The following is a 23,398-nucleotide window of genomic DNA, read 5'->3' on the forward strand; positions in this document are numbered from 1 at the left end:
TCTAACAGGAAAGCATGTCTAAATTCATCAAGCTAAAAAAAGGGTTTGATATTAACCTAGCTGGCAAAGCAGAAAAGAAAGTTGCCGATATAGAACAACCAGAAACTTTCGCTTATAAACCCACCAGTTTTCACGGAATTTTGAGACCAAAATTAATGGTCGATGAAGGTGATAACGTGAAAGCGGGAACACCCATTCTTTTTGATAAAAAGAATGATAAGGTGATGCACGTAGCACCCGTAAGTGGGGAAGTGGTTGAAATCAAAAGAGGAGCTAAAAGAAAGTTACTAGAAGTAGTAATTCTTGCAGATAAAAAAGTGGAGTCAGTAGAGCACAAAAAGTTCTCTGTATCTGACATCACCAACTTATCAAGAGATGAAGCCCAGGAAATTATGCTCAAGTCAGGAACTTGGGTAAACCTCGTACAAAGACCTTATGGTGTTATTGCTGATCCGTCAGAGTCACCAAAGTCAATATTTATTTCTGCCTTTGATTCACACCCTTTAGCACCAGACTATGATGTGCTTTTTAAAGGAAATGAACAATATTTTCAGGCAGGTCTGGATATACTTAAGAAATTCTCTGAGAGTACTATCCATCTAAATATTCATGGCGAGAATGAAGTTTCACAAATCTTCTCTCATGCCAAGAATGCCACGTTAAATAAAGTAACGGGGCCACATCCGGCAGGTAATGTTGGAGTACAAATTCATCATATCGATCCTATTAATAAAGGAGATATTGTTTGGACTATCAATCCGTATGGTGTAATTCAGATTGGAAAACTTTTCCTTGATGGAGTTTATGATGCTTCTAAAATCGTTGCCTTAACAGGCTCTGAAGTGAGTAACCCTCAGTACTACAAAACATACATTGGAGCATCTATCAAAAACATGATCGCTAACAATATTAAGAGCGACAATGTGAGATATATTTCCGGAAATGTGCTTACAGGTGAAAAAATTGAAGACAATGGACATATTGGTTTCTTCGATCATCAGGTAACGGTAATACCAGAAGGAGATTATTATGAGATGTTTGGTTGGATTAAGCCAACAACTAATAAGTTAAGTTTCCAAAGAGCATTTGGGTTGTTGTCATTCCTAAATAAGAATAAAGAATTTGTTGTTGATACCAATGCCAAAGGAGAACCAAGAGCATTTGTTCAAACAGGTGTGTTTGAAAAGGTGATGCCAATGGATATTCTTCCTACATATCTGTTAAAAGCTATTTTAGCTGAAGATTTTGATGATATGGAAGCACTTGGTATCTATGAAATAATAGAAGAAGACATGGCTCTTTGTGAATTCGTGGATGTTTCTAAACACGATGTACAAAGCATTGTTAGAGAAGGATTAGATCTTATTCAATATAGTTAATAAGTAAAGCATGCAGTTTTTAAGAGATCAACTTGATAAAATAAAACCACATTTTGAGAAAGGTGGTAAGTGGGAGAAATTCTACTTTATTTATGAAGCTCACGACACATTACTTTTTTCACCTAACCATACAACAAAGGCTAAAGGTGTACAAATAAGAGATGCGATAGACATGAAGCGTATGATGATGACCGTGATCATCGCTATGATTCCATGTTTATTATTCGGTATTTACAATGTAGGGTATCAGCACTTTTTGGCACTAGGCCAGGAGGCAGCTCTCATGGATATGATTCTGGTAGGAGCAATCCAGGTTCTTCCTATTGTAGTGGTGTCTTATGTGGTAGGTTTGGGTACTGAGTTCGCAATAGCTACAATCAGGCAACACCCTATTAATGAAGGGTTCCTGGTTACAGGGATGCTTATTCCTTTGGTAATGCCACCAGATATTCCATTGTGGCAAGTTGCATTAGCCACTGTATTTGCCGTTGTAATAGCGAAAGAAGCTTTTGGCGGTACAGGTATGAACGTGCTTAATGTGGCACTTACTGCAAGAGCATTTTTATACTTTGCATACCCAAGCCAAATTTCGGGTGATGTGTGGACATACCTTGGTGATGGATCAGCAGTATCGGGTTATTCAGGCGCAACACCGCTATCTATTGGTGCCAATGCTGTAACTAATGGTGAAAACGTTGTTGCTTCTTTAGGAAGCTATGGAGCCGGATGGGCTGATAACTTATTTAGTTTTTCAAATCTGTTTTTTGGATTTATTCCTGGATGTATTGGAGAAACTTCTACACTAATGTGCTTAATTGGTGCGGCTATCCTTATAATTACAGGTGTTGGTAGCTGGAAAATCATTACCGGTGTATTTGGAGGAGCCTATCTGATGGGTCTTTTAATGAATGCAATTGGAGTGAATGAATTTATGCTGATGCCTGCTGAGTATCACTTAGTTATAGGTGGTTTAGCTTTTGGTGCAGTTTATATGGCTACCGACCCGGTAACGGCATCACAAACTGAAAGTGGCAAATGGGTTTATGGTATTTTAATTGGTATGCTTACCGTGGTAATACGAGTATTCAACCCTGCTTATCCGGAAGGTATTATGTTGGCAATACTTTTAATGAATGTATTTGCCCCATTAATTGATTATTTTGTAGTGAACGCTAACAAGAAAAGGAGGTTACAACGTGCAACAGTCTAACGGTTACATTATATTATTTACAGCTGCCCTAACAATAGTTGTTGGAGGGTTACTGTCTTTAGCTTCTCAGGGTTTAGCACCTGCTCAAAAGAAGTCTGTAGAGCTTGATACTAAGAGCCAGATACTTTCTTCTGTAATGGACAGGGCAGAATTAGCTAAATTGAATAGAGACGAAGTACTTAGTTTGTATGATAAAAGAATTAAGTCACTAGTAGTGGACATCAATGGAGAAGTAATTGAAAAGAACGAAAGAGGAGGAGACATTGTAGCTGAAGAGGTAAGTATTTTGAAGAATTATAAAAAAGCTCCTGAAGACAGACAATATCCTGTTTTTAAATATATGAACGAAAATGATCCTAATAAGGTTGATGCCTATATCCTGCCACTTTATGGTGCTGGGCTATGGGATAAAATCTGGGGTTATGTGGCTCTGAAAAATGATTTAAATACAATTGCAGGTGCTTCATTCGATCATAAGCAAGAAACTCCTGGTCTGGGAGCGAGGATATCAACTCCTGAAATTCAGAACAGGTATGTTGGGAAAGAAATACTCGATGACAATGGGAATTTAGTTTCTGTATCGATGGTGAAAGGCGAAGGAAATTCAGGTCTAACTGAACATCAGGTGGATGGTATGTCTGGAGCAACGATTACCGGAAGAGGAGTTAATGCCATGCTAGAGAAGTATCTAGGGTATTACAAGTCATACTTCAACAAAGTGAAGTCAGGTAATCTGGCTAAAATATAATTTTGACATAAGTTAAAGTGATAATATGAGTACTGAAACTTTAGAAAAACAAGAAACAGCTGTTCAAACACCAAAAGAAGAGCTTTTCTCGAAACGTAGAAAGAGATTAATCACTGACCCTCTTAATGAGGATAACCCGATAACGGTTCAGGTATTAGGTATCTGTTCTGCATTGGCGGTAACAGTTAAAATGGAACCTACACTTATCATGTCTATTGCCGTGGTATTTGTAATTGTGTTTTCCAACCTGATTATCTCATTAATGAGAAACATCATTCCTAGTAGAGTACGTATTATCGTGCAATTAGCTGTAGTAGCTACACTTGTTACGTTAGTAAGTGAAGTGTTAAAAGCTTACAGTTACGATATGTATAAAGTTCTTGGAGCTTTTGTTGGTCTGATTATTACCAACTGTATTGTAATGGGTCGTTTGGAGGCATTTGCTATGGGCAATAAGCCATACGATTCAATCCTTGATGGATTAGGAAGTGGCTTTGGTTATGCATGGATAATCCTGACAGTAGCATTTTTTAGAGAGTTATTTGGTTCTGGTTCTGTATTCGATTTTAAAGTATTTGAGGCAGCAGGAATTATGAACTTCCCAACAAATGGATTGATGGTTGACTCCATTGGTGCATTTATGATATTAGGTATTTTAATTTGGGTTCAGAGATCTAGAACTGGTTACGTAGAGCATTAATAATTATGGAATTAGTAAGCTTAGGAATTAAATCGATATTTATTGAGAACATGATCTTTGCCTATTTCTTAGGCATGTGTTCATTTCTTGCAGTATCTAAAAAGGTAAGCACAGCCATAGGGCTTGGTGCGGCTGTAATATTTGTATTGAGTATTACTGTACCAATTAACTGGTTAATACAGGAGTATGTATTAAAAGAAGGTGCACTAACCTGGTTAGGAGCCGGATTTGGAGACATCAACCTGGAGTTCTTACAGTTCATCATGTTCATTGCCATTATTGCTGGCATGGTTCAGTTAGTGGAAATGGTTGTTGAAAAAGTATCGCCAGCACTTTATGGATCTTTAGGTATATTCTTGCCACTTATAGCAGTAAACTGTTCAATACTTGGAGGGTCTTTATTTATGGTTCAGAGAGATTACACAATTGCTGAAGCCTCTGTTTTTGGCTTCGGTTCCGGAACTGGTTTTGCGCTAGCAATTATTGCACTGGCTGCTATTAGGGAAAAATTAAAATACTCTAACGTACCTGACGGGCTAAAAGGACTTGGTATCACTATGCTTATTACTGGATTAATGGGTATTGCTTTTAAGTCGTTTATAGGAATAGCCATATAAGAGATAAATATTTCAGATATTAGAGGGCTTTTAATAAGCCCTTTTTTTATGTCTAAAAGTTTCAATCATGTCCAAATTCACGATAAATAGAATACTTACCTATTTTTTCAGAGGTTTACTCTTTGTAGTTCCATTTGCACTTACGGTGTATGTAATATTCCAAAGTTTAGACTGGGTTGACGGTTTAATACCTATTGATATCCCCGGATTAGGCTTGGTTGTTATACTTTCTGCAGTAACATTGCTTGGCTACTTGGCTTCCTTCTTCATCACAAGGCCATTCTTTGAATTTTTTGAGCGATACTTTATCAAGATACCGTTGGTGAATATAATTTACACATCACTCAAAGACTTGATTGGTGCATTTGTAGGAGATCAAAAGAAGTTTAACCGCCCCGTGTTGGTGAAAGTTGATGAATCTGGAATACTATTAAAAGTAGGGTTTATTACCAACGACAGTTTAGAGAAGCTAGGTATGGAGGGATATATTTCAGTATATATGCCTCATTCTTATGCATGGTCTGGTAATCAATTTTTGGTGAAGCAGGAATATATTACTCCTTTAAAAATGTCTTCAACAGCAGCCATGAAGTTCGTTGTAAGTGGCGGTGTAAGTGGTTTGGAAGATCTGAAGTAGTTAGTTAATCACTCCAGACCCAATTAATTCTTCACCATTGTACCAAGTGGCAAACTGCCCTGGAGCAACGGCTTTTTGAGGCTGATTAAACACAACATAAATACCATTGGGCTCTTTATAAAGAGTGGCTTTTTCTAGCGGTTGTCTATACCTGATACGTAAATCAAACTCTTTTGACTCACCCACTTCTAGTTCTAAATCAGGACGAATCCAATGGATATCCTCATTTGTGATAAATAGGCCATTTCTGTAAAGTCCGGGATGGTTTTCACCTTGGCCGGTATAGATTATATTATTTTCTGTATCAGTTTCAATAATAAACAATGGTTCAGGCGTACCTCCAATATTAAGACCTTTACGCTGCCCAATAGTAAAATAATGCGCACCAGAATGCTCACCTACTACCTTGCCGTCAGACTCTTTATATGTAAACCCATCTGTTATTTCTGTTAAACTTGGTTGGGTAGAGTCTGTGACTAATGCTTTTTCTTTGTAAATGGGAGAATCAGCCGGTACTTCAATTACTTTCCCTTTTTTGGGTTTGAGCTGCTGCTGTAAAAATTCCGGTAAGCGTACTTTTCCAATAAAACATAAACCCTGACTATCCTTTTTATCGGCTGTAACAAGATTCATTTCCTTGGCAATCTCCCTTACCTGAGGCTTTGTTAATTCACCTATAGGAAAAAGTGCTTTTGATAATTGCTCCTGAGTAAGTTGGCACAGAAAATAGCTTTGATCTTTATTTCCATCTACTCCGGCAAGAAGCTTATACCGAGTTTCGCCATTAATTACCTCTTCTCCTTTTCTACAATAATGTCCTGTGGCGATATAGTCAGCCTTCAAGCGCATGGCCGCTTTTAAAAAAATGTCGAACTTAATTTCTCTATTGCAAAGCACGTCAGGGTTTGGTGTACGGCCCTTACTGTATTCATCGAACATATAATCTACAATACGCTCTTTGTATTCTTTGCTTAAGTCAATGGCCTGAAATGGTATACCGAGATTTTGGGCAACGATCATTGCATCGTTAGAATCTTCAAGCCAAGGGCATTCCTTACTGATGGTTACAGAATCATCATGCCAGTTTTTCATAAACATACCTATTACTTCATACCCTTGTTTTTGAAGTAAGTATGCTGCTACGCTTGAATCTACACCACCGGACATGCCGACTACCACTCTTTTCATAATGCAAAGTTAGATATATTAAGATTAAATGATATTATCGATCAAATGGTTCTCGATATTGTCAAAAAATATATTCTGTTATAATTAAGTGCTTTATTCTTTATGTTAGCAAAACCAAATAAGCAGATAGCATTTTATGGAAAACCAATCATCCTTTTTTAAAGACCTCAAAGTAATAGAACTTGCTTCAGTGCTGGCCGGGCCTAGTGTTGGGCAGTTTTTTGCTGAGCTAGGTGCTGAAGTGATTAAGGTTGAAAATCCAAAAACTAATGGGGATGTGACAAGATCCTGGAAAGGTGCTAACGAAAATACAGATGATATTTCAGCCTATTTCGCTTGCATCAATTGGGGTAAAAAATCCCTGGCACTTGATATCACTAAATCTGAAGGGTTAGAGGTACTCTATAAATTAGTTGAGGGTGCTGACATAGTTATAACCAGTTATAAGCCTGGAGATGATAAGAAGCTAAAGGTTGATTATGCCTCATTGAAGCATATTAATGATGATTTAATTTATGGCCAAATCACTGGTTATGGTTCGTTGGCCGAAAGAGTAGGATATGATGCCATCATTCAGGCGGAAGTTGGATTTATGAATATGAATGGTGAAGAAGGGGGAGAGCCTACTAAAATGCCTGTTGCCATGATGGATCTATTAGCTGGGCATCAGTTAAAAGAAGCATTACTTCTCGGATACATAAATAAATTAAAAACAGGCAAAGGAAGCTACTTTCAGGTGTCTTTAATCGAGGCTGGGTTGGCCTCTCTGGCCAATCAGGCAACTAATTACATGGTTGCCAAGGCAGAGCCAAAAAGGAAAGGGTCTAAGCATCCGAATATTGCACCATATGGAGAACTCTTCAAAACTATGGATGATAAACAGATCATTCTAGCCATTGGAAGTGATCAACAATTCTCAAAGCTATTATCTGTACTGGATTTAGAATTAAAAGAAAACTTCTCGAGTAATGTACTTCGTGTAACTAATAGAGATGAACTTTATTCTTATTTGAAGGATAGTTTTTTAAGATTCACATCTTCTGATTTAATGAACTCATTCAATGAAAAGAATATACCAGCAGGTATTGTAAATAAGGTGTCAGAAGCTATTGACTTGTATGGCGAATTAATAAAACTTGAATCAAATAAACTTCAGGGACTTAAAACATTCATTGCAAATTCAGGTCAATTAAAAAATTCCTCCCACATTCTCCCACCACCACACCTGGGGCAGCATACGCAAGAAATATTGAAATCGTTAGAGCAAAAAGGTTCTTAATTGCCTGTTTAAGACCATTTACTTCATTTAGCATTTAAAGCTACATCTTAGAAATAGTTCAATTCTAGCCATTGAAGATGGTTTTATACGCTTGGTGTACTTTTTATGTAAGAAAATGTAAAAAAGTGGAGTAAAGTGGTAGAAAGTGGTGGATTATGTCAAATATTTTTCTATGTTTGTTTATTAGAATCATAGAATTCAATCAATAATGGCATTTTTCACCAGCGAATATGAGTGCAAGATCGATGCGAAAGGTAGGTTAGTTCTACCCGCAAAGATTAAGTCTGCTTTACCAGAAGCATCTGGTAATGAGCTGGTTATACGTAGAGGTTTCGAGCCTTGTCTAATACTTTATCCAATGGTAGAGTATAAAAAAATCTACTCAAAAATTGCCGGGTTGAGTGAATTCAATGAAGAGTATAGAAAACTTCAGAGGAATTTCTTTAGAGGAAGTTCGGTAGTTGAATTGGACAGTGCCGGTAGGTTACTTATTCCTAAACTGATGTTAGGTTATTCTCAGTTAGACCGGGATGCCGTAGTGGTGGGAATGGGTAATAAAGTGGAAATCTGGAACCCATCACTCTACGAGGAGAATCTAATTAATGACCCTTCTGAGTTTTCAAAATTAGCTCAAAAGTACCTTGATGAGTAAGCAGGAGGGTTATGAATACCATAATCCAGTAATGCTTCAAGAATGCATCGAAGGACTCAATATAAATCCAGATGGGATTTATGTGGATTTAACCTTTGGTGGCGGTGGTCACTCAAGAGAAATCCTAAAAAAATTAAATAATGGCCACCTCTATGCATTTGATCAAGATTCAGATGCCGCTGAGAATGCCAATGAATTTGATACACGTTCTTTCACATTTATTGATGGCAATTTCCGGTATTTGAAAAGGTACCTCAAGGCCTATGGTGTAAAACAGGTCGATGGAATTTTAGCTGATTTAGGTATTTCTTCTCATCAAATTGATGAAGCCTCAAGAGGTTTTTCTACACGCTTTGATGCTGAATTAGATATGAGAATGGACCAGTCGGCCGAGTTGACGGCAAAGACTGTAGTTAATGAATACTCCAAAGAACAGCTTCATAAAATTTTTGGAATGTATGGTGAGGTTAAAAATGCCAAGACGCTTGCGGAAGCAATATGTTCAGCAAGAATCAACAAGCAAATAGCTACGATACAAGATTTGAAGGATGTGCTTGTAAAGTTTGCGAAGAGGGGTAAAGAAAATAGATACTACGCTCAGGTTTTTCAGGCCATCAGGATTGAGGTGAACGGTGAGCTGCAGGTGTTGGAGGAAATGTTGGAGCAAACGGGAGAGGTACTACGTGAAGGAGGGAGATTGGTGGTTATGTCTTATCACTCTTTAGAGGATAGGCTAGTGAAGAATTATATAATGAAGGGCAAGGTAAGTGGTGAAATGGAAAAAGACTTTTATGGCAATGTTTTAAAGCCATTAAAAGCAATTAATAAAAAGCCCATTGAGGCTACTGAAAAAGAGAAAAGTAAAAATAACAGAGCTCGCAGTGCTAAGCTGAGAGTGGCTGAAAAAGTATAAAAATGGCAGCAAATAGATTTAAAATCGAAAGTAAGAGCAGCAACGGAAGAAACATCTTTTCGAGGGTTGAAAATATGATGAAGATTGATGCTGCCTTTGAAAGCGGCATTCCTGTTAAATACATGCCTTATGTGTTGTTTCTGGCAGGTGTTGCCTTATTCTACATAGGCAACAGTCATTTTGCTGAAAAGAATGTTCGAAAAATTGATGCGCTGGAAAAAGAAGTGGAAGATTTGAGAGCAGATTACACTACTCTTAAGTCAGATTATATGTTTGCCAGCAAACAATCTGAGGTGGCAAAAAATGTCGCTGAACTCGGAATTAAAGAAAGTCTTCAACCACCCGAAAAAGTAGTGCTCAAGGATGAACATTAAGAAATCCATATTACTAAGAGTACGGATAGCATTTCTGCTAGTCTTTCTATTTGCGACCGCTGTTGCCGTTAAGGTGGGTCGCATTCAGTTTTTTGAGGGCGATAAGTGGAAAGAGCTATCAAATCAGATGAGCTTTCAGTACCGACCGGTTAAAGCAACTAGAGGTAACATCTATAGTGATAACGGAAGCTTGTTGGCAACTTCTCTACCTTTTTATAAGGTGGCTTTTGATGCCACTATAGCTTCTGATGAGCTTTTTGTGGCCGGCTTGGATTCCTTATCGATAAAACTTTCAAAATTCTTTAGAAATAAAAGTGCTGAGGCGTATAAACGTGAGCTTAGGAATGCGCGCGAAGCGAACAGGCAATACACTGTGCTGAGTAATAGAACCATAGGTTACCAAGAAAAGAAATTGCTGGAAGAATGGCCGATTTTTAGAGCAGGCAGACTCAAAGGAGGAGTCATTTTTGAAAAAGTAGATAAACGCTTCAGGCCTTTTTCCAATCTAAGCCTCAGAACTATCGGTTTTGTAAATGAAAACGACAGAGGTGCTGGTTTAGAGTATAGCTTTAATAAAGAGTTAGCAGGAACTGACGGGGAAGCACTTTATCAGAGAATAGCCGGAGGCAGCTGGAAACCAGTTTTTGACGGGACGGAAATCAAGTCTGAAGAAGGGTATGATATTGAAACTACCATTGATATTAACCTGCAAGACGTAAGTGAAACCGCTTTGCTTAGAGCTTTGGATTACCATGAAGCAGATTATGGTGTAGTGGCGGTAATGGAAGTAAAAACTGGTGAGATTAAGGCCATTTCCAACTTGAGCAGAAACAGCAAAGGGTATTACTACGAGCGTTATAATTATGCAGTTGGCGGACTAAGAGAGCCTGGTTCTACATTCAAACTGGCAACAATGATTGCCCTGCTCGAGAATACCGATATCAAATTAGAGGATACCATTAATACTGGAAAGGGTGTTCAGAAATTCTATAAAAATACGGTTAGAGATCACGAGGAAGGCGGTTATGGAACTATCACTGTTAAAGAAGCTTTTGAGCTTTCTTCCAATGTGGCCATGGCTAAGTTGGTAGATAAATACTTCAGCAAGAATCCATCCGTATTTGTGAATGAAATTGACAGAATAGGCCTTTCGCAGCCTTTGGGCTTACAAATTAAAGGTGAGGGTATTCCTAAAATTAAAAGACCAACCGATAAAGACTGGAGTGGCATTACGCTGCCATGGATGGCTTATGGCTATGGCTTAGAGTTAACACCAATTCAGACTCTGGCACTATACAATGCTGTAGCGAATGGTGGCAAAATGATTCGCCCAATATTCGTGAAAGAAGTAAAAAGAGCTGACAAGACTATCAAAGAATATGAGCCTGTTGTATTGAATGATAAAATCTGTTCGGACGAGACTTTAATTAAACTTCGATTGATGCTGGAAGGTGTGGTGGAAAGAGGCACTGCCATGAATATTAAGAATGATCACTATAAAATTGCCGGTAAAACGGGTACCGCCCAGATTCTTGAAAATGGCAGATATACAAAGAAATACATCACCTCATTTGCCGGTTATTTTCCGGCTGACCAGCCAAAATATAGTGCTGTAGTTGTAATTAAGAATCCGAAAGGGTGGAGGCAATACGGTAGCAATGTGGCTGCCCCTGTATTCAAAGAAATAGCTGATAATATTTATTCAAGAGATGTGGATATGCATGAGCCTCTTCCGGAAGAATTTATAGCTGAAGCCGGCATTTTCCCTGTCATTCGTTCAGGCAATCATCAAGACTTGAAATTGCTGTGCAACGAATTAGGAATTTCTAATCATTCAGCAACTGAAAAGGACTGGGTAAGAACTCAGGTTTACGGCAACTCCTTAAAATGGCAAGAAAATAAAATGGCAGAAAACCTGGTGCCAGATGTAAATGGTATGACATTGAGAGATGCACTTTTTGTATTAGAAAGCAACGGATTGCAGGTTGAAGTAAAAGGAAAAGGTAGAGTAATTAGACAATCTAAGCTGCCAGGAGTAAGAATTTCTAAAGGAAGCAGAATAGTTATTGAATTGAGTTAATGGCCGAATTAAGAGACATATTATATAAAGTATCACTGATTTCTGCATCAGGAGATATGACTATGGATATTAAATCTGTGTGTTTTGATTCTCGAAAAGTAGAAAAGGGCTCTTTATTCGTTGCTGTTAAAGGTACTCAAGCAGATGGTCATGATTTTATAACCAAGGCAGTTGCTAAAGGTGCTGTTGCTATTGTTTGCCAAAACTTACCAGAGGAAATAAGTTCTTCAGCCACTTATGTTGCCGTAAAGGATAGTGCTGCTGCGCTTGGTATCATTGCTTCTAATTTTTACGGTAACCCTAGCAGTAAGTTAAAATTGGTGGGTGTTACCGGCACAAATGGTAAAACTACCATCGCCACGCTTTTATTTACGCTTTATCGCAAGTTGGGCTATGCAGTTGGTTTATTATCAACAGTAGAGAATAAAATTGATGATGATATTATTCCGGCAAGTCACACAACGCCTGATGCATTACAGTTGAATGAACTGTTAGCAAATATGGTTGATCGTGGTTGTGATTATGCCTTTATGGAAGTGAGTTCACACGCTTTAGATCAATCCAGAGTGGCCGGAGTGAACTTTACAGGAGCCATTTTCTCCAACATTTCGCACGACCACTTAGACTATCATAAAACATTTGATGCTTACATCACTGCTAAGAAAAAGTTATTCGATGGATTAAGTAGCGATGCCTTTGCCTTGGTAAATTCTGATGATAAGCGTGGAGCCATTATGCTTCAAAACACAAAGGCCAGTAAACAAACTTACGCACTTAAAAGTGTAGCCGATTTTAAGGCTAAAATGATATCGAATACTATTCAAGGCATAGAGCTGGAGATTGATAATAAGAATGTTTGGTTCAAGTTGATAGGGGATTTTAACGCCTATAATCTGATGGCTGTATACGGTGCGGCAGTGTTGCTTGGTGAGGATTCAGAAGATACACTAACGGCACTATCATCTTTAGATGGTGCAGAAGGCCGTTTTGAAGTGGTGGAAACGGATGCAAAAATCACAGCTATTGTAGATTATGCGCACACTCCGGATGCATTGAAAAATGTATTGGAAACCATCGCTGAATTCAGAACAGGGAATGAGAAAGTAATTACAGTGGTAGGCTGTGGCGGCAATAGAGATACTTCGAAGCGACCGCTCATGGCGGCAATTGCCTGCAAACTAAGCGACAAGGTGGTTTTTACATCTGATAATCCTCGTGATGAAGATCCCGAAGCAATAATAAAAGATATGAAAGAGGGCATTAGCCCTGCTGATTATAAAAAGACTGTAGTGCTAGTCGATAGAGAAGAAGCTATAAAAACAGCTTGTCTGTTGGCTGGTGACAATGATATCATATTAGTGGCAGGTAAAGGCCATGAAAAGTATCAGGAGATCAAAGGAGTGAAACACCCTTTTGATGATAAAGAAGTTTTAGGACGAATGTTAAACCTTTTTGCTAATTAACTATGCTCTACTACCTATTTGATTATTTAGAACAACAATATAGTCTGATAGGGGCGAGTGTATTTCAATACATCTCGTTCAGAGCCGGCATGGCCGCAGTTTTGTCTTTGGTAATTACCATTTTAATTGGAAAGCAGTTAATTGAATTTCTACGGAAAAAGCAAGTTGGCGAAAGCATCAGAGATTTAGGTCTGGAAGGTCAGATGGCCAAAAAAGGTACACCAACCATGGGTGGGCTCATCATTATCAGCGCTATTCTTATTCCGGTGCTACTTTTTGCCAGACTAGAGAATGTATATGTCATGCTTCTTATTGGCGTTACACTGGCATTGGGCTTTATCGGCTTTATGGATGATTACATTAAAGTATTCAAAAAGAACAAAGAAGGACTGGCCGGTAAATTCAAAATCGTAGGTCAGGTTTCGATAGGCTTAATCGTTGGTCTCACTCTTTACTTTAACCAAAACGTGGTGGTGAGAGAGTACGATGAGGCTACAGTAAACGAACAAAATGAAGTAGTAAGAGAATATCAAGATGTAAAATCTACTAAAACAACTGTTCCCTTCTTAAAGGATAATGAATTTGATTATGATGCATTAGTGCCGTTTTTATCGCACGACTTCACATGGATTATTTATGTGTTTGTGGTGATATTCATTATTACTGCTGTTTCTAACGGAGCTAATCTGACCGATGGAATAGATGGGCTTGCTGCCGGCACATCGGCAATCATTGGTCTCACAATAGCCATTTTCGCTTATCTCTCTGGCCGTGTTGACTTTAGTGATTACCTAAATATTTTACACATCCCTAACCTCAGTGAGGTGGTAATTTTCTGTGCGGCATTTGTAGGTGCGTGCATTGGTTTCCTTTGGTACAATTCTTATCCAGCACAAGTATTTATGGGTGATACTGGAAGCTTAACGATAGGTGGAGTGATAGCTGTACTTGCCCTAATTGTACGTAAAGAATTATTGCTGCCATTATTATGTGGCATCTTCTTAATTGAAAGTCTATCTGTCATGATGCAGGTGGGCTATTTCAAATACACAAAAAAGAAATACGGAGAAGGAAGAAGAATTTTCCTGATGTCTCCATTGCATCATCATTATCAAAAATTAGAAATACATGAATCAAAGATCGTAACACGGTTTTGGATGGTAGGAATATTATTAGCGATTTTGACCCTAGCCACATTGAAATTGAGGTAGGAATAACGAATAACGAATAACGAAGACTAAAGACTAACAACTAACAACTAACAACTAAAAAAATAGGACATTTAGTAACCATATTAGGAGCAGGAGAAAGCGGAACAGGAGCAGCCTTACTGGCTAAAGCTAAAGGGTATGATGTGTTTGTTTCAGACTATGGAATAATAGCCGATAAATACAAGTCTCAATTAGTTGAGAAAGGGATAGAATTTGAAGAAGGTGGTCATTCTAAAAAGAAGATTCTTGAATCACGTCTAGTTATTAAAAGTCCAGGAATTCCTGAAACAGCCAAAATAGTAAAAAAGATAAGAGAGGCAGGAATAAAGATTGTTGATGAAATTGAATTTGCTTTTTCTTATACCAAAGCAAAAATTATCGCCATTACAGGCACTAACGGTAAGACTACCACTACATTATTAACCTATCACCTTTTAAAAGAGGCTGGTCTGAATGTGGGCTTGGCAGGTAACGTGGGTCATAGTTTGGCTAAGCAGGTAATAGAAGACAAATACGATTACTTCGTGGTAGAGATGAGCAGCTTCCAATTGGATGGTTGCTATTTATTGAAGCCTTATATATCCATTTTACTCAATATCACTCCAGACCATATGGACAGGTATGAGTATAAAATTGAGAATTACGTAAGCTCCAAGTTTAGAATTATAAAAGAGGCCGGCCAGAATGATCACTTTATCTATTACGCTGATAATGAGCTGATTGCTGATAAATTATCAAGATATATTTCGCCTGTAAAGCGAGTTCCAATTACACTCGATGATGTATCTGATCAAATGGTGATGAAAATCAATGACCAAATTCAGATACCTCAAAGTGAAACAGTGCTTTTAGGTATGCACAATGCCATTAATATGATGTCGGCCATACACGCTGCCTTAATCATGGGCGTAAGTGAAGCTGATATCAGACAAGGACTAAAAACCTTTAAAAATGCTCCACATAGAATGGAGTATGTTGATACCATCAATGGCGTACGATTTATCAACGACTCCAAAGCCACGAATGTAGATGCTGTAAAATATGCGTTGGCAAGCTTTACTGAGCCTTTGGTGTGGATAGCAGGCGGTGTAGATAAAGGCAATGACTACAGCCTGATCATGGACGAAGTAAATGCCAAAGTAAAAGCACTGGTGTGTCTTGGTAAGGATAACTCGAAATTGAGAGATGCATTTCACAATCAAATAGTGAATATGCTCGAAACAGATAGCATTCATCAGGCCGTGAGGTCAGCATTGGAATATGCGCAAACGAATGATGTGGTTCTATTATCTCCTGCTTGCGCAAGCTTCGATTTGTTTAAAAACTATGAAGACAGAGGCGAGCAGTTTAAGCAGGCCGTAAGAGAATTGAAAAATGATTTTGAGACTAAAGCTTTAGAACAATGAATAAGATAAAAGCTTGGGTAGACGATAATTTAAAAGGCGATCCGGTAATCTGGGTAGTAGTATTTGCACTATCGCTTATTAGTATTTTGGTAGTGTATAGTGCCACCGGAACATTGGCGTTTAAGCGAATGATCAATCCGGAATCTTACCTGATTAAACACACTCTATTAGTGTTTGTAGGCTTGGGAGCTATGTGGTTTGCCCATAAGATCGACTACAGATACTATTCTAAACTATCAAGATTTGCATTGTGGATTAGTGTCCCGTTGTTGATTTATACATTTACCAACGGTGTTAGCTTGAATAATGCCTCTCGTTGGATTCAGTTACCAATTATCAATGCATCTTTTCAGCCTTCTGATCTAGCCAGTTTGGCCCTGATAACCAGCTTGGCAAGTATGCTTTCCAAGCGTCAGCAGAACATTGAAGACTTTAAAGAGTCTTTCATTCCAATATTAATCTGGTGTGGAGTGATATGCGGCTTAATTGCATTAACCAACTTATCTTCTGCCATCTTACTTTTTGCTACTTGCATGCTAATCATGTTCATAGGTAGGGTGCCAATCAAATATCTGGCAATGCTTGTATTTGTAGGTATTATGGCTGGTAGCGTAGCATTAACTTTTGGTGTAAGAGGCGAAACAGCTAAGAACAGGATTGAAAGCTTTATTAATGGTGATGAACTACCATTCCAGGCAAAACATGCACGTATAGCAGTAGCTACAGGTGGCATTTTAGGCAAAGGTCCGGGTAATAGCCAACAAAGAAATATTCTTCCACACCCATATTCCGATTTCGTTTATGCCATTATCGTTGAGGAATATGGCCTTGTGGGAGGGGTAGTAGTACTCATTCTATACTTAATTCTTTTAGCCAGAGGCATGAAGGCAGTCACCAATAGTGAACGAGCGTTTGGTGGCTTGCTTTCGGCCGGATTAAGCTTTGCACTAGTACTGCAAGCCATGGTAAACATGGGTGTAGTGGTGGGCTTGGGTCCAATTACAGGTTTGCCACTTCCATTAATCAGTATGGGTGGTACTTCCTTATTATTTACAGGACTTTCAATCGGAATTATTTTAAGCGTGAGCAGAGGCGAGACTGACTCATCATGGGAGAGTGCAGGTGGAGAAATTAAAAACATAGCAAGGGCAGCGTGACAATGAACAATTAACAATGAGCAATTAACTAATAACTAATAACCAATAACCAATAACCAGAAACCAGAAACCAGAAACAAGTAACCAGTTGACCAGTAAAGAACCATATCGATTCATCATAAGCGGAGGCGGAACAGGCGGACATATTTATCCTGCATTGGCGGTGGCTAATGAGATAAAAAGTCAGCACCCTGATTCTGAAATTTTGTTTGTAGGTGCTCAGGGTAAAATGGAGATGACCAAAGTGCCAGAGGCAGGTTATAAAATTGTAGGGCTTTGGATTAGCGGATTGCAACGAAGAGTAACCATTCAAAATTTACTTTTACCATTTAAAGTTATTCATAGTTTCTTCTCGGCAATTGGTATTGTTAAAAAGTTCAGCCCTAATGCAGTACTTGGTTTTGGCGGCTATGCAAGTGGGCCCATGATGTTTGCGGCAAATTCTCGTAAAGTGCCAACCTTAATTCAAGAGCAGAATTCTTATGCAGGCCTAACTAACAAGAAGTTTGGTAAGAAGGCTAAAAGCATTTGTGTGGCTTATGAGGGGATGGAGCAATATTTCCCTAAAGATGTTATCAAGTTTACTGGCAACCCGGTGAGAAGCGATATTCTTTCTTTAGAAAACAAAAGAGATGAGGCTATTCAGCATTTTGAATTAGATCCGAATAAGAAAACAGTATTAGTGTTGGGTGGAAGCCTTGGAGCCAGAACAATCAATAGAAGTATTGCCGGTCATTTAGATAAGGTAGTGAAAGGCGGGTTCCAGGTGCTATGGCAGACAGGCAGATTTTATTATAACGATATGAAAAATGTGGCTGCTGATTATGGTAGCAACATAAAAGTGCACGAGTTTATTAAGAGAATGGATTTGGCATATGCCTCGGCAGATGTAGTGGTTTCCAGAGCCGGGGCTTTGTCCATTTCCGAACTGTGCCTGGTAGGCAAACCTACCATTCTGGTGCCTTCACCCAATGTGGCTGAAGATCATCAAACAAAAAATGCGAGGTCGCTATGTACAAACGGTGCAGCTATTTTAATCCGTGATAGTGAATCAGAAAAAAGCCTGATGAACAATGTAGTAGACCTTTTAGGTGATAAAGAAAAACAAGCGAGTCTTAGCGCAGCCCTTAAAAAAATGGGGAAGCCTAATGCTACAAAAGATATAGTATCAGAAGTAATGCGAATTATCAATTGAAATTAGATAAATACCATAACGTCTATTTCATCGGTATCGGAGGTATCGGGATGAGTGCTTTGGCCAGATGGTTTAACCATAACGGCTTTGCAGTATCCGGCTACGACCGTACGCCTACTTCTTTAACCAACAAGCTTATTGAGGAAGGAATAGCTATTCATTTTGATGATGATGTAGCCAATATTCCTGATGCGGTAAAACAAAACAAAGAGGAGTCATTAATTATCATTACTCCAGCCATACCTAAGCATCAAAAAGAGCTAAATTATTTTAAAGATAATGGCTTTGAGCTGTTCAAGCGCTCGCAGGTGCTGGGCATGATTTCCTCAGAATTTCATTTGGTAGCAGTTGCGGGAACGCACGGAAAAACTACGACCTCTTCCATGATCGCCCACTTGCTGAAACATGCAGGCAGAGATATCACGGCATTTTTAGGAGGCATTGCTACCAATTATGAGTCTAACTACATCGCCAACCAAAACAAAGACGGTAAGTCTATTGCCGTGGTGGAAGCAGATGAGTTTGACAGATCGTTTTTAACGCTTCATCCGGATGTGGCAGTTGTTACTTCTGCTGATGCAGACCATCTGGATATCTATGGAGATAAAACACAATTAGAAGATTCTTTTAAGGCGTTTATCAAGCAGGTGAAAGCCTCTGGTAAACTCTTTATTAATGAAAAAATAGCCAAAGAATTAGTAAGTGATGATTATAATCGATCAGCACATACCTATGGCATAAACCGGGGGCAATTTTTTGCCAGCAATATTACCATGTGTAATGGTTTTTTTGAATTCAATTATTGTGATGAGCAGTGCAATATTAATAATCTTATGCTTGGCGTTCCCGGTTTTCATAATGTTGAAAATGCTACTGTAGCCATTGCTGTAGCCCTTGATTTAGGGCTGAGCCCAGAGGAAGTAAGGGCGGGCATTGAAAGCTACCGTGGTGTAAAAAGAAGATTTGAGTACATCATCAAATCAGAGAAAATAATTTTTGTGGATGACTATGCTCACCACCCAACGGAGATAGAGTCTTTTCTTAAATCACTCAAATTCATGTACCCTGATAAAAAGGTGACGGCCATATTTCAGCCGCACCTTTTTACCAGAACAAGAGATTTTGTAGACGGCTTTGCCGAAAGCCTTGACCTGGCTGATGAAGTGATATTACTGGATATCTATCCGGCAAGGGAAGAGCCTATTGAAGGGGTAACATCAAAAATTATTTACGACAAGATGCAAACGGAGAAGGTATTGATCAACAAAGAAGAGTTGCTCAACCACCTTGAAAATGAAAACTATGAAGTGATCGCCACCATCGGTGCGGGCGATATCGACAAACTGGTAGAACCGATTAAAGAACATTTAAACGAGAAATACCATGCTTAAAAAACTGAAAATAGGTAAAGGGGTGAAGGTTGCTGTGGTATCCATTTTGATGCTCTCCCTAATCAGCTTTGGTAGCAGAAAGCAAGAGGGCGAAAAGTGTCAGGATATTATTATCAAGCTCACGAATCAGCAAAACAACTTCTTTATAGATGAAAATGACATCATGCGAATGATGACAAAAAATGGTGAAGAAGTACTGCTGGGCACACATTTTAAAGACATCAAACTAAAAGAGATTGAAGGCCGAGTGAAAACTCAAAAGTTTATTAAAAAAGCCGAGATCTATAAAGACTTAAAAGGCAATCTGCTGGTAAACGCAGAGTTAAGAAGACCTTTTGCCAGAATACTGGAGCCTGGTAAGGCCAATGGTTATGTGGCATTGGACGGTGCGATTCTTCCAACATCTACAAAATACACATCGAGAGCTGTGATTTTAAGTGGAAGCTATATGAAAGAGATGATGCAGCACGATTTAACAGAAACGGAAGAGGGGCAGAAAATTTATGAGCTGCTACAATTTATCTATAACGATAAGTTTTGGAGCGCTCAGATAGCACAAATCGATATAAGCAAGGATTTGTATGTAACGCTTTACCCACAGGTAACAAAGCAGATTGTGGAGTTTGGGAAGCCTGAGGATGTGAAGCAGAAGTTTAAGAAGCTAAAGGCTTTTTACAAAAAGGTACTCCCTCAGAAGGGGTGGAATACCTACAGCAGAATTAACCTGGAATATAAAGATCAGGTGATAGCTGAATAAAGCTATAAGCCGTAAGCTGTAAGCTCTAAGCAAAAGGCTTGAAGCTTGTAGCTAATAGCTTAAAGCTTAGACGAAAAGAAAGTATTAAACAACCACTAAAAATAGATTTACAACCATGGAAAATGACAAAATCGTAGTCGGACTCGATATTGGAACCACAAAAATTTGCGCAATTGTGGGTCGCAAGAATGAGTTTGGCAAACTTGAAGTTTTGGGAATGGGTAAAGCTGAATCGGATGGTGTAATCCGGGGCATCGTTACCAACATTGACAAAACTGTGAATGCAATTGAAAAGGCCGTGAAAGAGGCTGAAGACCAATCGGGTATCGATATCCGGGTGGTAAACGTTGGAATCGCAGGCCAGCACATTAAAAGCTCAATTCATCATGGAAGCATTACGCGAAACACCAATGATGATGAGATTACCATTGAAGACATTAACCGTCTGAACAACGATATGTATCGTATCGTAATTCCACCGGGCAGCGAGATTATTCACGTGATGCCTCAGGATTATACGGTAGATTATGAAGACGGCATTAAAGACCCTGTAGGTATGAGTGGCGTTAAGCTGGAAGCTGACTTCCATGTGATTACCGCTCAAACCAACGCCATCAATAACATTAACAAATGTGTGAAGCGTGCAGGCTTAGAAATTGAAAATTTAATACTAGAGCCGCTAGCATCTAGCCTGGCAGTATTGAGTGACGAAGAAAAAGAAGCAGGCATCTGCCTGATTGATATTGGGGGTGGTACAACAGATATCGCTATTTTCCATGACAATATCATCCGCCATACGGCTGTAATACCTTTCGGAGGTAACATCATTACATCAGACATAAAGCAGGGTTGCATGGTAATGCAGCACCAGGCGGAATTGCTGAAAACGAAATTTGGTAAGGCCATTGGCGAAGAAGCGAGCCCTAACGAGATCGTGGCGATACCCGGTATTAGAAACAGGCCGCCAAAAGAAATTTCTATCCGCAACCTGGCCAATATCATTGAAGCCAGAATGGAAGAGATCGTGGAGCTCGCTCACACAGAAATTATTACTTCAGGGTTTGAGAACAGACTGGCTGGCGGTATAGTAATTACCGGTGGTGGTTCTCAGCTAAACAGCCTGAAGCAACTGGTAGAATACATGACAGGCATGGATGCGCGCATCGGGTACCCGAACGAGCATTTAGGCAAAAGTAAAGTGGATAGCGTGAAGAGCCCGATGTACGCAACATCAGTAGGGCTGGTACTTAGCGGATTCAGAGCTTTGGATAACAGAGAAGACAGATACAAAGAAGCTAAGGGAGGCGGTAAGTTAACTGCAAAGAAACGCGAAGCCGGAGGTGATTTTTTCGCGAAAATCTTAAATAAAACCAAAGGCCTTTTAATTGACGACTTAGATGGTAGTAAAGACTACTAATCAAAAAATTAGAAACCACTAAATACTAAAGTAATGGAAGATAATGGATATAAATTCGAAATTCCCAAACACCATAAATCGATTATAAAGGTGATTGGTGTAGGTGGGGGCGGTAGCAATGCCGTAAACTTCATGTACAGCCAAGGCATTAAAGATGTTGAGTTTGTAGTATGTAACACCGATTCACAAGCATTAAAATCTAGCTCAGTACCTGCAAAAATTCAGATAGGGGTAAACCTTACGGAAGGTTTAGGTGCGGGTGCTAACCCTGAAGTTGGTAAAAATGCCGCTTTAGAGAGCAAAGAAGATATAAGAGACCTGTTAGGCACAGATACCAAAATGGTATTTATTACTGCCGGAATGGGTGGAGGTACAGGAACGGGTGCGGCTCCTGTTATTGCCAAAATTGCCAAAGAGATGGACATCCTTACTGTAGGGATTGTTACTTCTCCGTTTGGTTTTGAAGGTAAAAAGAAAAGAGCACAGGCCGAGGAAGGTATTAAAGCACTTCGTGAGAATTGCGATACCGTACTGGTAATATTAAACGACAAGCTGAGAGAAATCCATGGTAACCTCTCTATAGGAAGTGCGTTTGGCCAGGCCGATAATGTATTAACAACTGCTGCTAAAGGTATAGCAGAGATTATTACCGTTGCCGGATATGTGAACGTGGATTTCCAGGATGTGCGCACCGTAATGTACAATGCAGGTGCTGCCGTAATGGGTTCTGCACTTACTAAAGGCGACAATAGAGCACGCAGAGCAGCAGAAGAAGCCTTAGCTTCTCCATTGTTGGATAACAGAGACATTCTTGGAGCTCAGAAAATCTTGCTTTCGATTATCTCGGGAGATCAGGCAGAGCTACAGATGGATGAACTCACTGAAATTACCGAATACATTCAGGAGCAGGCAGGTGAAGATGCTGAGGTGATATTTGGCCACGGTGTAGACCCTAGCCTGGAAGAAAGCATTCGCGTAACGGTTATTGCTACGGGTTTTGACAGAAGCTATTCGCATGCTGAGCCTATTAGCTCACCAAATAATAATAACACACAGGCCGATGAGCGCAAGGTGTTTGACTTAGAAAAGCCACAGCAGATAAACATGTTTGAAACTGATAACTCAGTGAATAACGATAACAGCTCTGAGCTTACTTCTCGCACTACTGAAGAAGAGGAAGAAGATTCTTTCTCGGCACGCTACTCATTTGCCAAGCCAGAATCTAGAATAGAAGACGATGAAGATGGCGATGATGGTTTGTTTGATGAGCTGGACGATGAGTTTGAAATAGTAGGAGATGATGAAGGCGACCAGCAAATAAATGCAGATGGCATGATGGACGTGCGCAGCACGAAAGAGCGCCTTAAAAAGCAAGCTGAAGAACGTTTAAACCGATTAAAAGGAAACAACAAAGCGGAGATGAATACGCATGAGTTTAAGGAAAAATTAGATGTACCCGCATTTTTGCGCAAAGATGTGAAGCTATCTAACGTGCCCCACTCTAGCGAGCCGCATGTGAGTAAGTATAATTTAAATGACGATAATCAGATCTTGGGTAACAACAAGTTCTTACACGATAACGTGGACTAGATCCACTGGTTGACATCGCAGCATTAAAGCCGGC

The 23,398-nt window shown here is 39.3% G+C and carries 21 protein-coding genes; 20 read left to right on the forward strand and 1 reads right to left on the reverse strand.

Going from position 1 to position 23,398, the window contains the following annotated elements; all coding sequences use genetic code 11:
• Window positions 1–14 precede the first annotated feature (14 nt).
• From JR347_RS08065 to JR347_RS08090, 6 genes are all read left to right on the forward strand, one after another.
• Window positions 15–1,379: a Na(+)-translocating NADH-quinone reductase subunit A gene (locus JR347_RS08065; protein WP_205723540.1), complete on the forward strand. Its 1,365-nt coding sequence runs from the start codon at window positions 15–17 to the stop codon at window positions 1,377–1,379.
• Between the two features lie 10 nt (window positions 1,380–1,389).
• Window positions 1,390–2,589, forward strand: a complete 1,200-nt coding sequence (locus JR347_RS08070; protein WP_205723541.1) for an NADH:ubiquinone reductase (Na(+)-transporting) subunit B — start codon at window positions 1,390–1,392, stop codon at window positions 2,587–2,589.
• Window positions 2,576–3,337 carry an NADH:ubiquinone reductase (Na(+)-transporting) subunit C gene (gene nqrC / locus JR347_RS08075; protein ID WP_205723542.1) on the forward strand — a complete coding sequence of 254 codons (762 nt, stop codon included), beginning with the start codon at window positions 2,576–2,578 and terminating at the stop codon, window positions 3,335–3,337. The genes JR347_RS08070 and nqrC overlap by 14 nt, the downstream gene beginning before the upstream one ends.
• 25 nt (window positions 3,338–3,362) lie before the next feature.
• Entirely contained in the window at window positions 3,363–4,037 is a 675-nt protein-coding gene (locus JR347_RS08080) for an NADH:ubiquinone reductase (Na(+)-transporting) subunit D (protein WP_205723543.1), read from the forward strand.
• Between the two features lie 5 nt (window positions 4,038–4,042).
• The gene (gene nqrE, locus JR347_RS08085; RefSeq protein ID WP_205723544.1) at window positions 4,043–4,654 is read left to right on the forward strand and encodes an NADH:ubiquinone reductase (Na(+)-transporting) subunit E; all 612 of its coding nucleotides are present in this window, start codon (window positions 4,043–4,045) and stop codon (window positions 4,652–4,654) included.
• 67 nt (window positions 4,655–4,721) lie between these two features.
• Window positions 4,722–5,291, forward strand: a complete 570-nt coding sequence (locus tag JR347_RS08090; protein WP_205723545.1) for a DUF502 domain-containing protein — start codon at window positions 4,722–4,724, stop codon at window positions 5,289–5,291.
• Here the strand turns inward: JR347_RS08090 and mnmA are convergent, their stop codons facing one another.
• Window positions 5,292–6,479 (reverse strand): tRNA 2-thiouridine(34) synthase MnmA, encoded by a 1,188-nt coding sequence (gene mnmA / locus JR347_RS08095; RefSeq protein WP_205723546.1) that lies wholly within the window; start codon window positions 6,477–6,479, stop codon window positions 5,292–5,294.
• Between the two features lie 136 nt (window positions 6,480–6,615).
• Between mnmA and JR347_RS08100 the strand changes: the two genes are divergently transcribed.
• The 14 genes from JR347_RS08100 to ftsZ all read left to right on the forward strand — a co-directional run bounded on the left by JR347_RS08100 (window position 6,616) and on the right by ftsZ (window position 23,364).
• On the forward strand, window positions 6,616–7,758 hold the full coding sequence (locus JR347_RS08100) for a CaiB/BaiF CoA transferase family protein (protein WP_205723547.1): 1,143 nt from the start codon (window positions 6,616–6,618) through the stop codon (window positions 7,756–7,758).
• Window positions 7,759–7,966: 208 nt separating this feature from the next.
• Window positions 7,967–8,410, forward strand: a complete 444-nt coding sequence (gene mraZ, locus JR347_RS08105) for a division/cell wall cluster transcriptional repressor MraZ (RefSeq protein WP_205723548.1) — start codon at window positions 7,967–7,969, stop codon at window positions 8,408–8,410.
• Window positions 8,403–9,323 carry a 16S rRNA (cytosine(1402)-N(4))-methyltransferase RsmH gene (gene rsmH, locus JR347_RS08110; protein ID WP_235689776.1) on the forward strand — a complete coding sequence of 307 codons (921 nt, stop codon included), beginning with the start codon at window positions 8,403–8,405 and terminating at the stop codon, window positions 9,321–9,323. The genes mraZ and rsmH overlap by 8 nt, the downstream gene beginning before the upstream one ends.
• Window positions 9,324–9,325: 2 nt before the next feature.
• Complete coding sequence (locus tag JR347_RS08115; RefSeq protein ID WP_205723549.1) at window positions 9,326–9,697, forward strand: FtsL-like putative cell division protein; 372 nt, start codon at window positions 9,326–9,328, stop codon at window positions 9,695–9,697.
• Window positions 9,687–11,777: a penicillin-binding protein gene (locus tag JR347_RS08120; protein WP_205723550.1), complete on the forward strand. Its 2,091-nt coding sequence runs from the start codon at window positions 9,687–9,689 to the stop codon at window positions 11,775–11,777. Before JR347_RS08115 ends, JR347_RS08120 begins: the two co-directional genes overlap by 11 nt.
• Window positions 11,777–13,240 (forward strand): UDP-N-acetylmuramoyl-L-alanyl-D-glutamate--2,6-diaminopimelate ligase, encoded by a 1,464-nt coding sequence (locus JR347_RS08125; protein WP_205723551.1) that lies wholly within the window; start codon window positions 11,777–11,779, stop codon window positions 13,238–13,240. The genes JR347_RS08120 and JR347_RS08125 overlap by 1 nt, the downstream gene beginning before the upstream one ends.
• Window positions 13,241–13,242: 2 nt before the next feature.
• Complete coding sequence (mraY, locus tag JR347_RS08130) at window positions 13,243–14,451, forward strand: phospho-N-acetylmuramoyl-pentapeptide-transferase (protein WP_205723552.1); 1,209 nt, start codon at window positions 13,243–13,245, stop codon at window positions 14,449–14,451.
• Window positions 14,452–14,570: 119 nt separating this feature from the next.
• A complete protein-coding gene (murD, locus tag JR347_RS08135; RefSeq protein WP_317192622.1) occupies window positions 14,571–15,857 on the forward strand; it encodes a UDP-N-acetylmuramoyl-L-alanine--D-glutamate ligase in 1,287 nt (428 codons plus the stop codon).
• On the forward strand, window positions 15,854–17,014 hold the full coding sequence (locus tag JR347_RS08140) for an FtsW/RodA/SpoVE family cell cycle protein (protein WP_205723553.1): 1,161 nt from the start codon (window positions 15,854–15,856) through the stop codon (window positions 17,012–17,014). The genes murD and JR347_RS08140 overlap by 4 nt, the downstream gene beginning before the upstream one ends.
• A gap of 88 nt (window positions 17,015–17,102) precedes the next feature.
• Complete coding sequence (murG, locus tag JR347_RS08145; RefSeq protein ID WP_205723554.1) at window positions 17,103–18,209, forward strand: undecaprenyldiphospho-muramoylpentapeptide beta-N-acetylglucosaminyltransferase; 1,107 nt, start codon at window positions 17,103–17,105, stop codon at window positions 18,207–18,209.
• Window positions 18,206–19,600, forward strand: coding sequence for a UDP-N-acetylmuramate--L-alanine ligase (murC, locus tag JR347_RS08150; RefSeq protein ID WP_205723555.1), 1,395 nt, complete (start codon window positions 18,206–18,208; stop codon window positions 19,598–19,600). Before murG ends, murC begins: the two co-directional genes overlap by 4 nt.
• Complete coding sequence (locus tag JR347_RS08155; protein ID WP_205723556.1) at window positions 19,593–20,357, forward strand: cell division protein FtsQ/DivIB; 765 nt, start codon at window positions 19,593–19,595, stop codon at window positions 20,355–20,357. The genes murC and JR347_RS08155 overlap by 8 nt, the downstream gene beginning before the upstream one ends.
• Window positions 20,358–20,472: 115 nt before the next feature.
• Window positions 20,473–21,774, forward strand: a complete 1,302-nt coding sequence (ftsA, locus tag JR347_RS08160; RefSeq protein ID WP_205723557.1) for a cell division protein FtsA — start codon at window positions 20,473–20,475, stop codon at window positions 21,772–21,774.
• A 33-nt stretch (window positions 21,775–21,807) separates the two neighbouring features.
• The gene (gene ftsZ, locus JR347_RS08165) at window positions 21,808–23,364 is read left to right on the forward strand and encodes a cell division protein FtsZ (protein WP_205723558.1); all 1,557 of its coding nucleotides are present in this window, start codon (window positions 21,808–21,810) and stop codon (window positions 23,362–23,364) included.
• The last annotated feature ends 34 nt before the right edge of the window (window positions 23,365–23,398 follow it).

It is taken from the genome of Fulvivirga lutea, from assembly GCF_017068455.1.
GTDB lineage: Bacteria > Bacteroidota > Bacteroidia > Cytophagales > Cyclobacteriaceae > Fulvivirga > Fulvivirga lutea.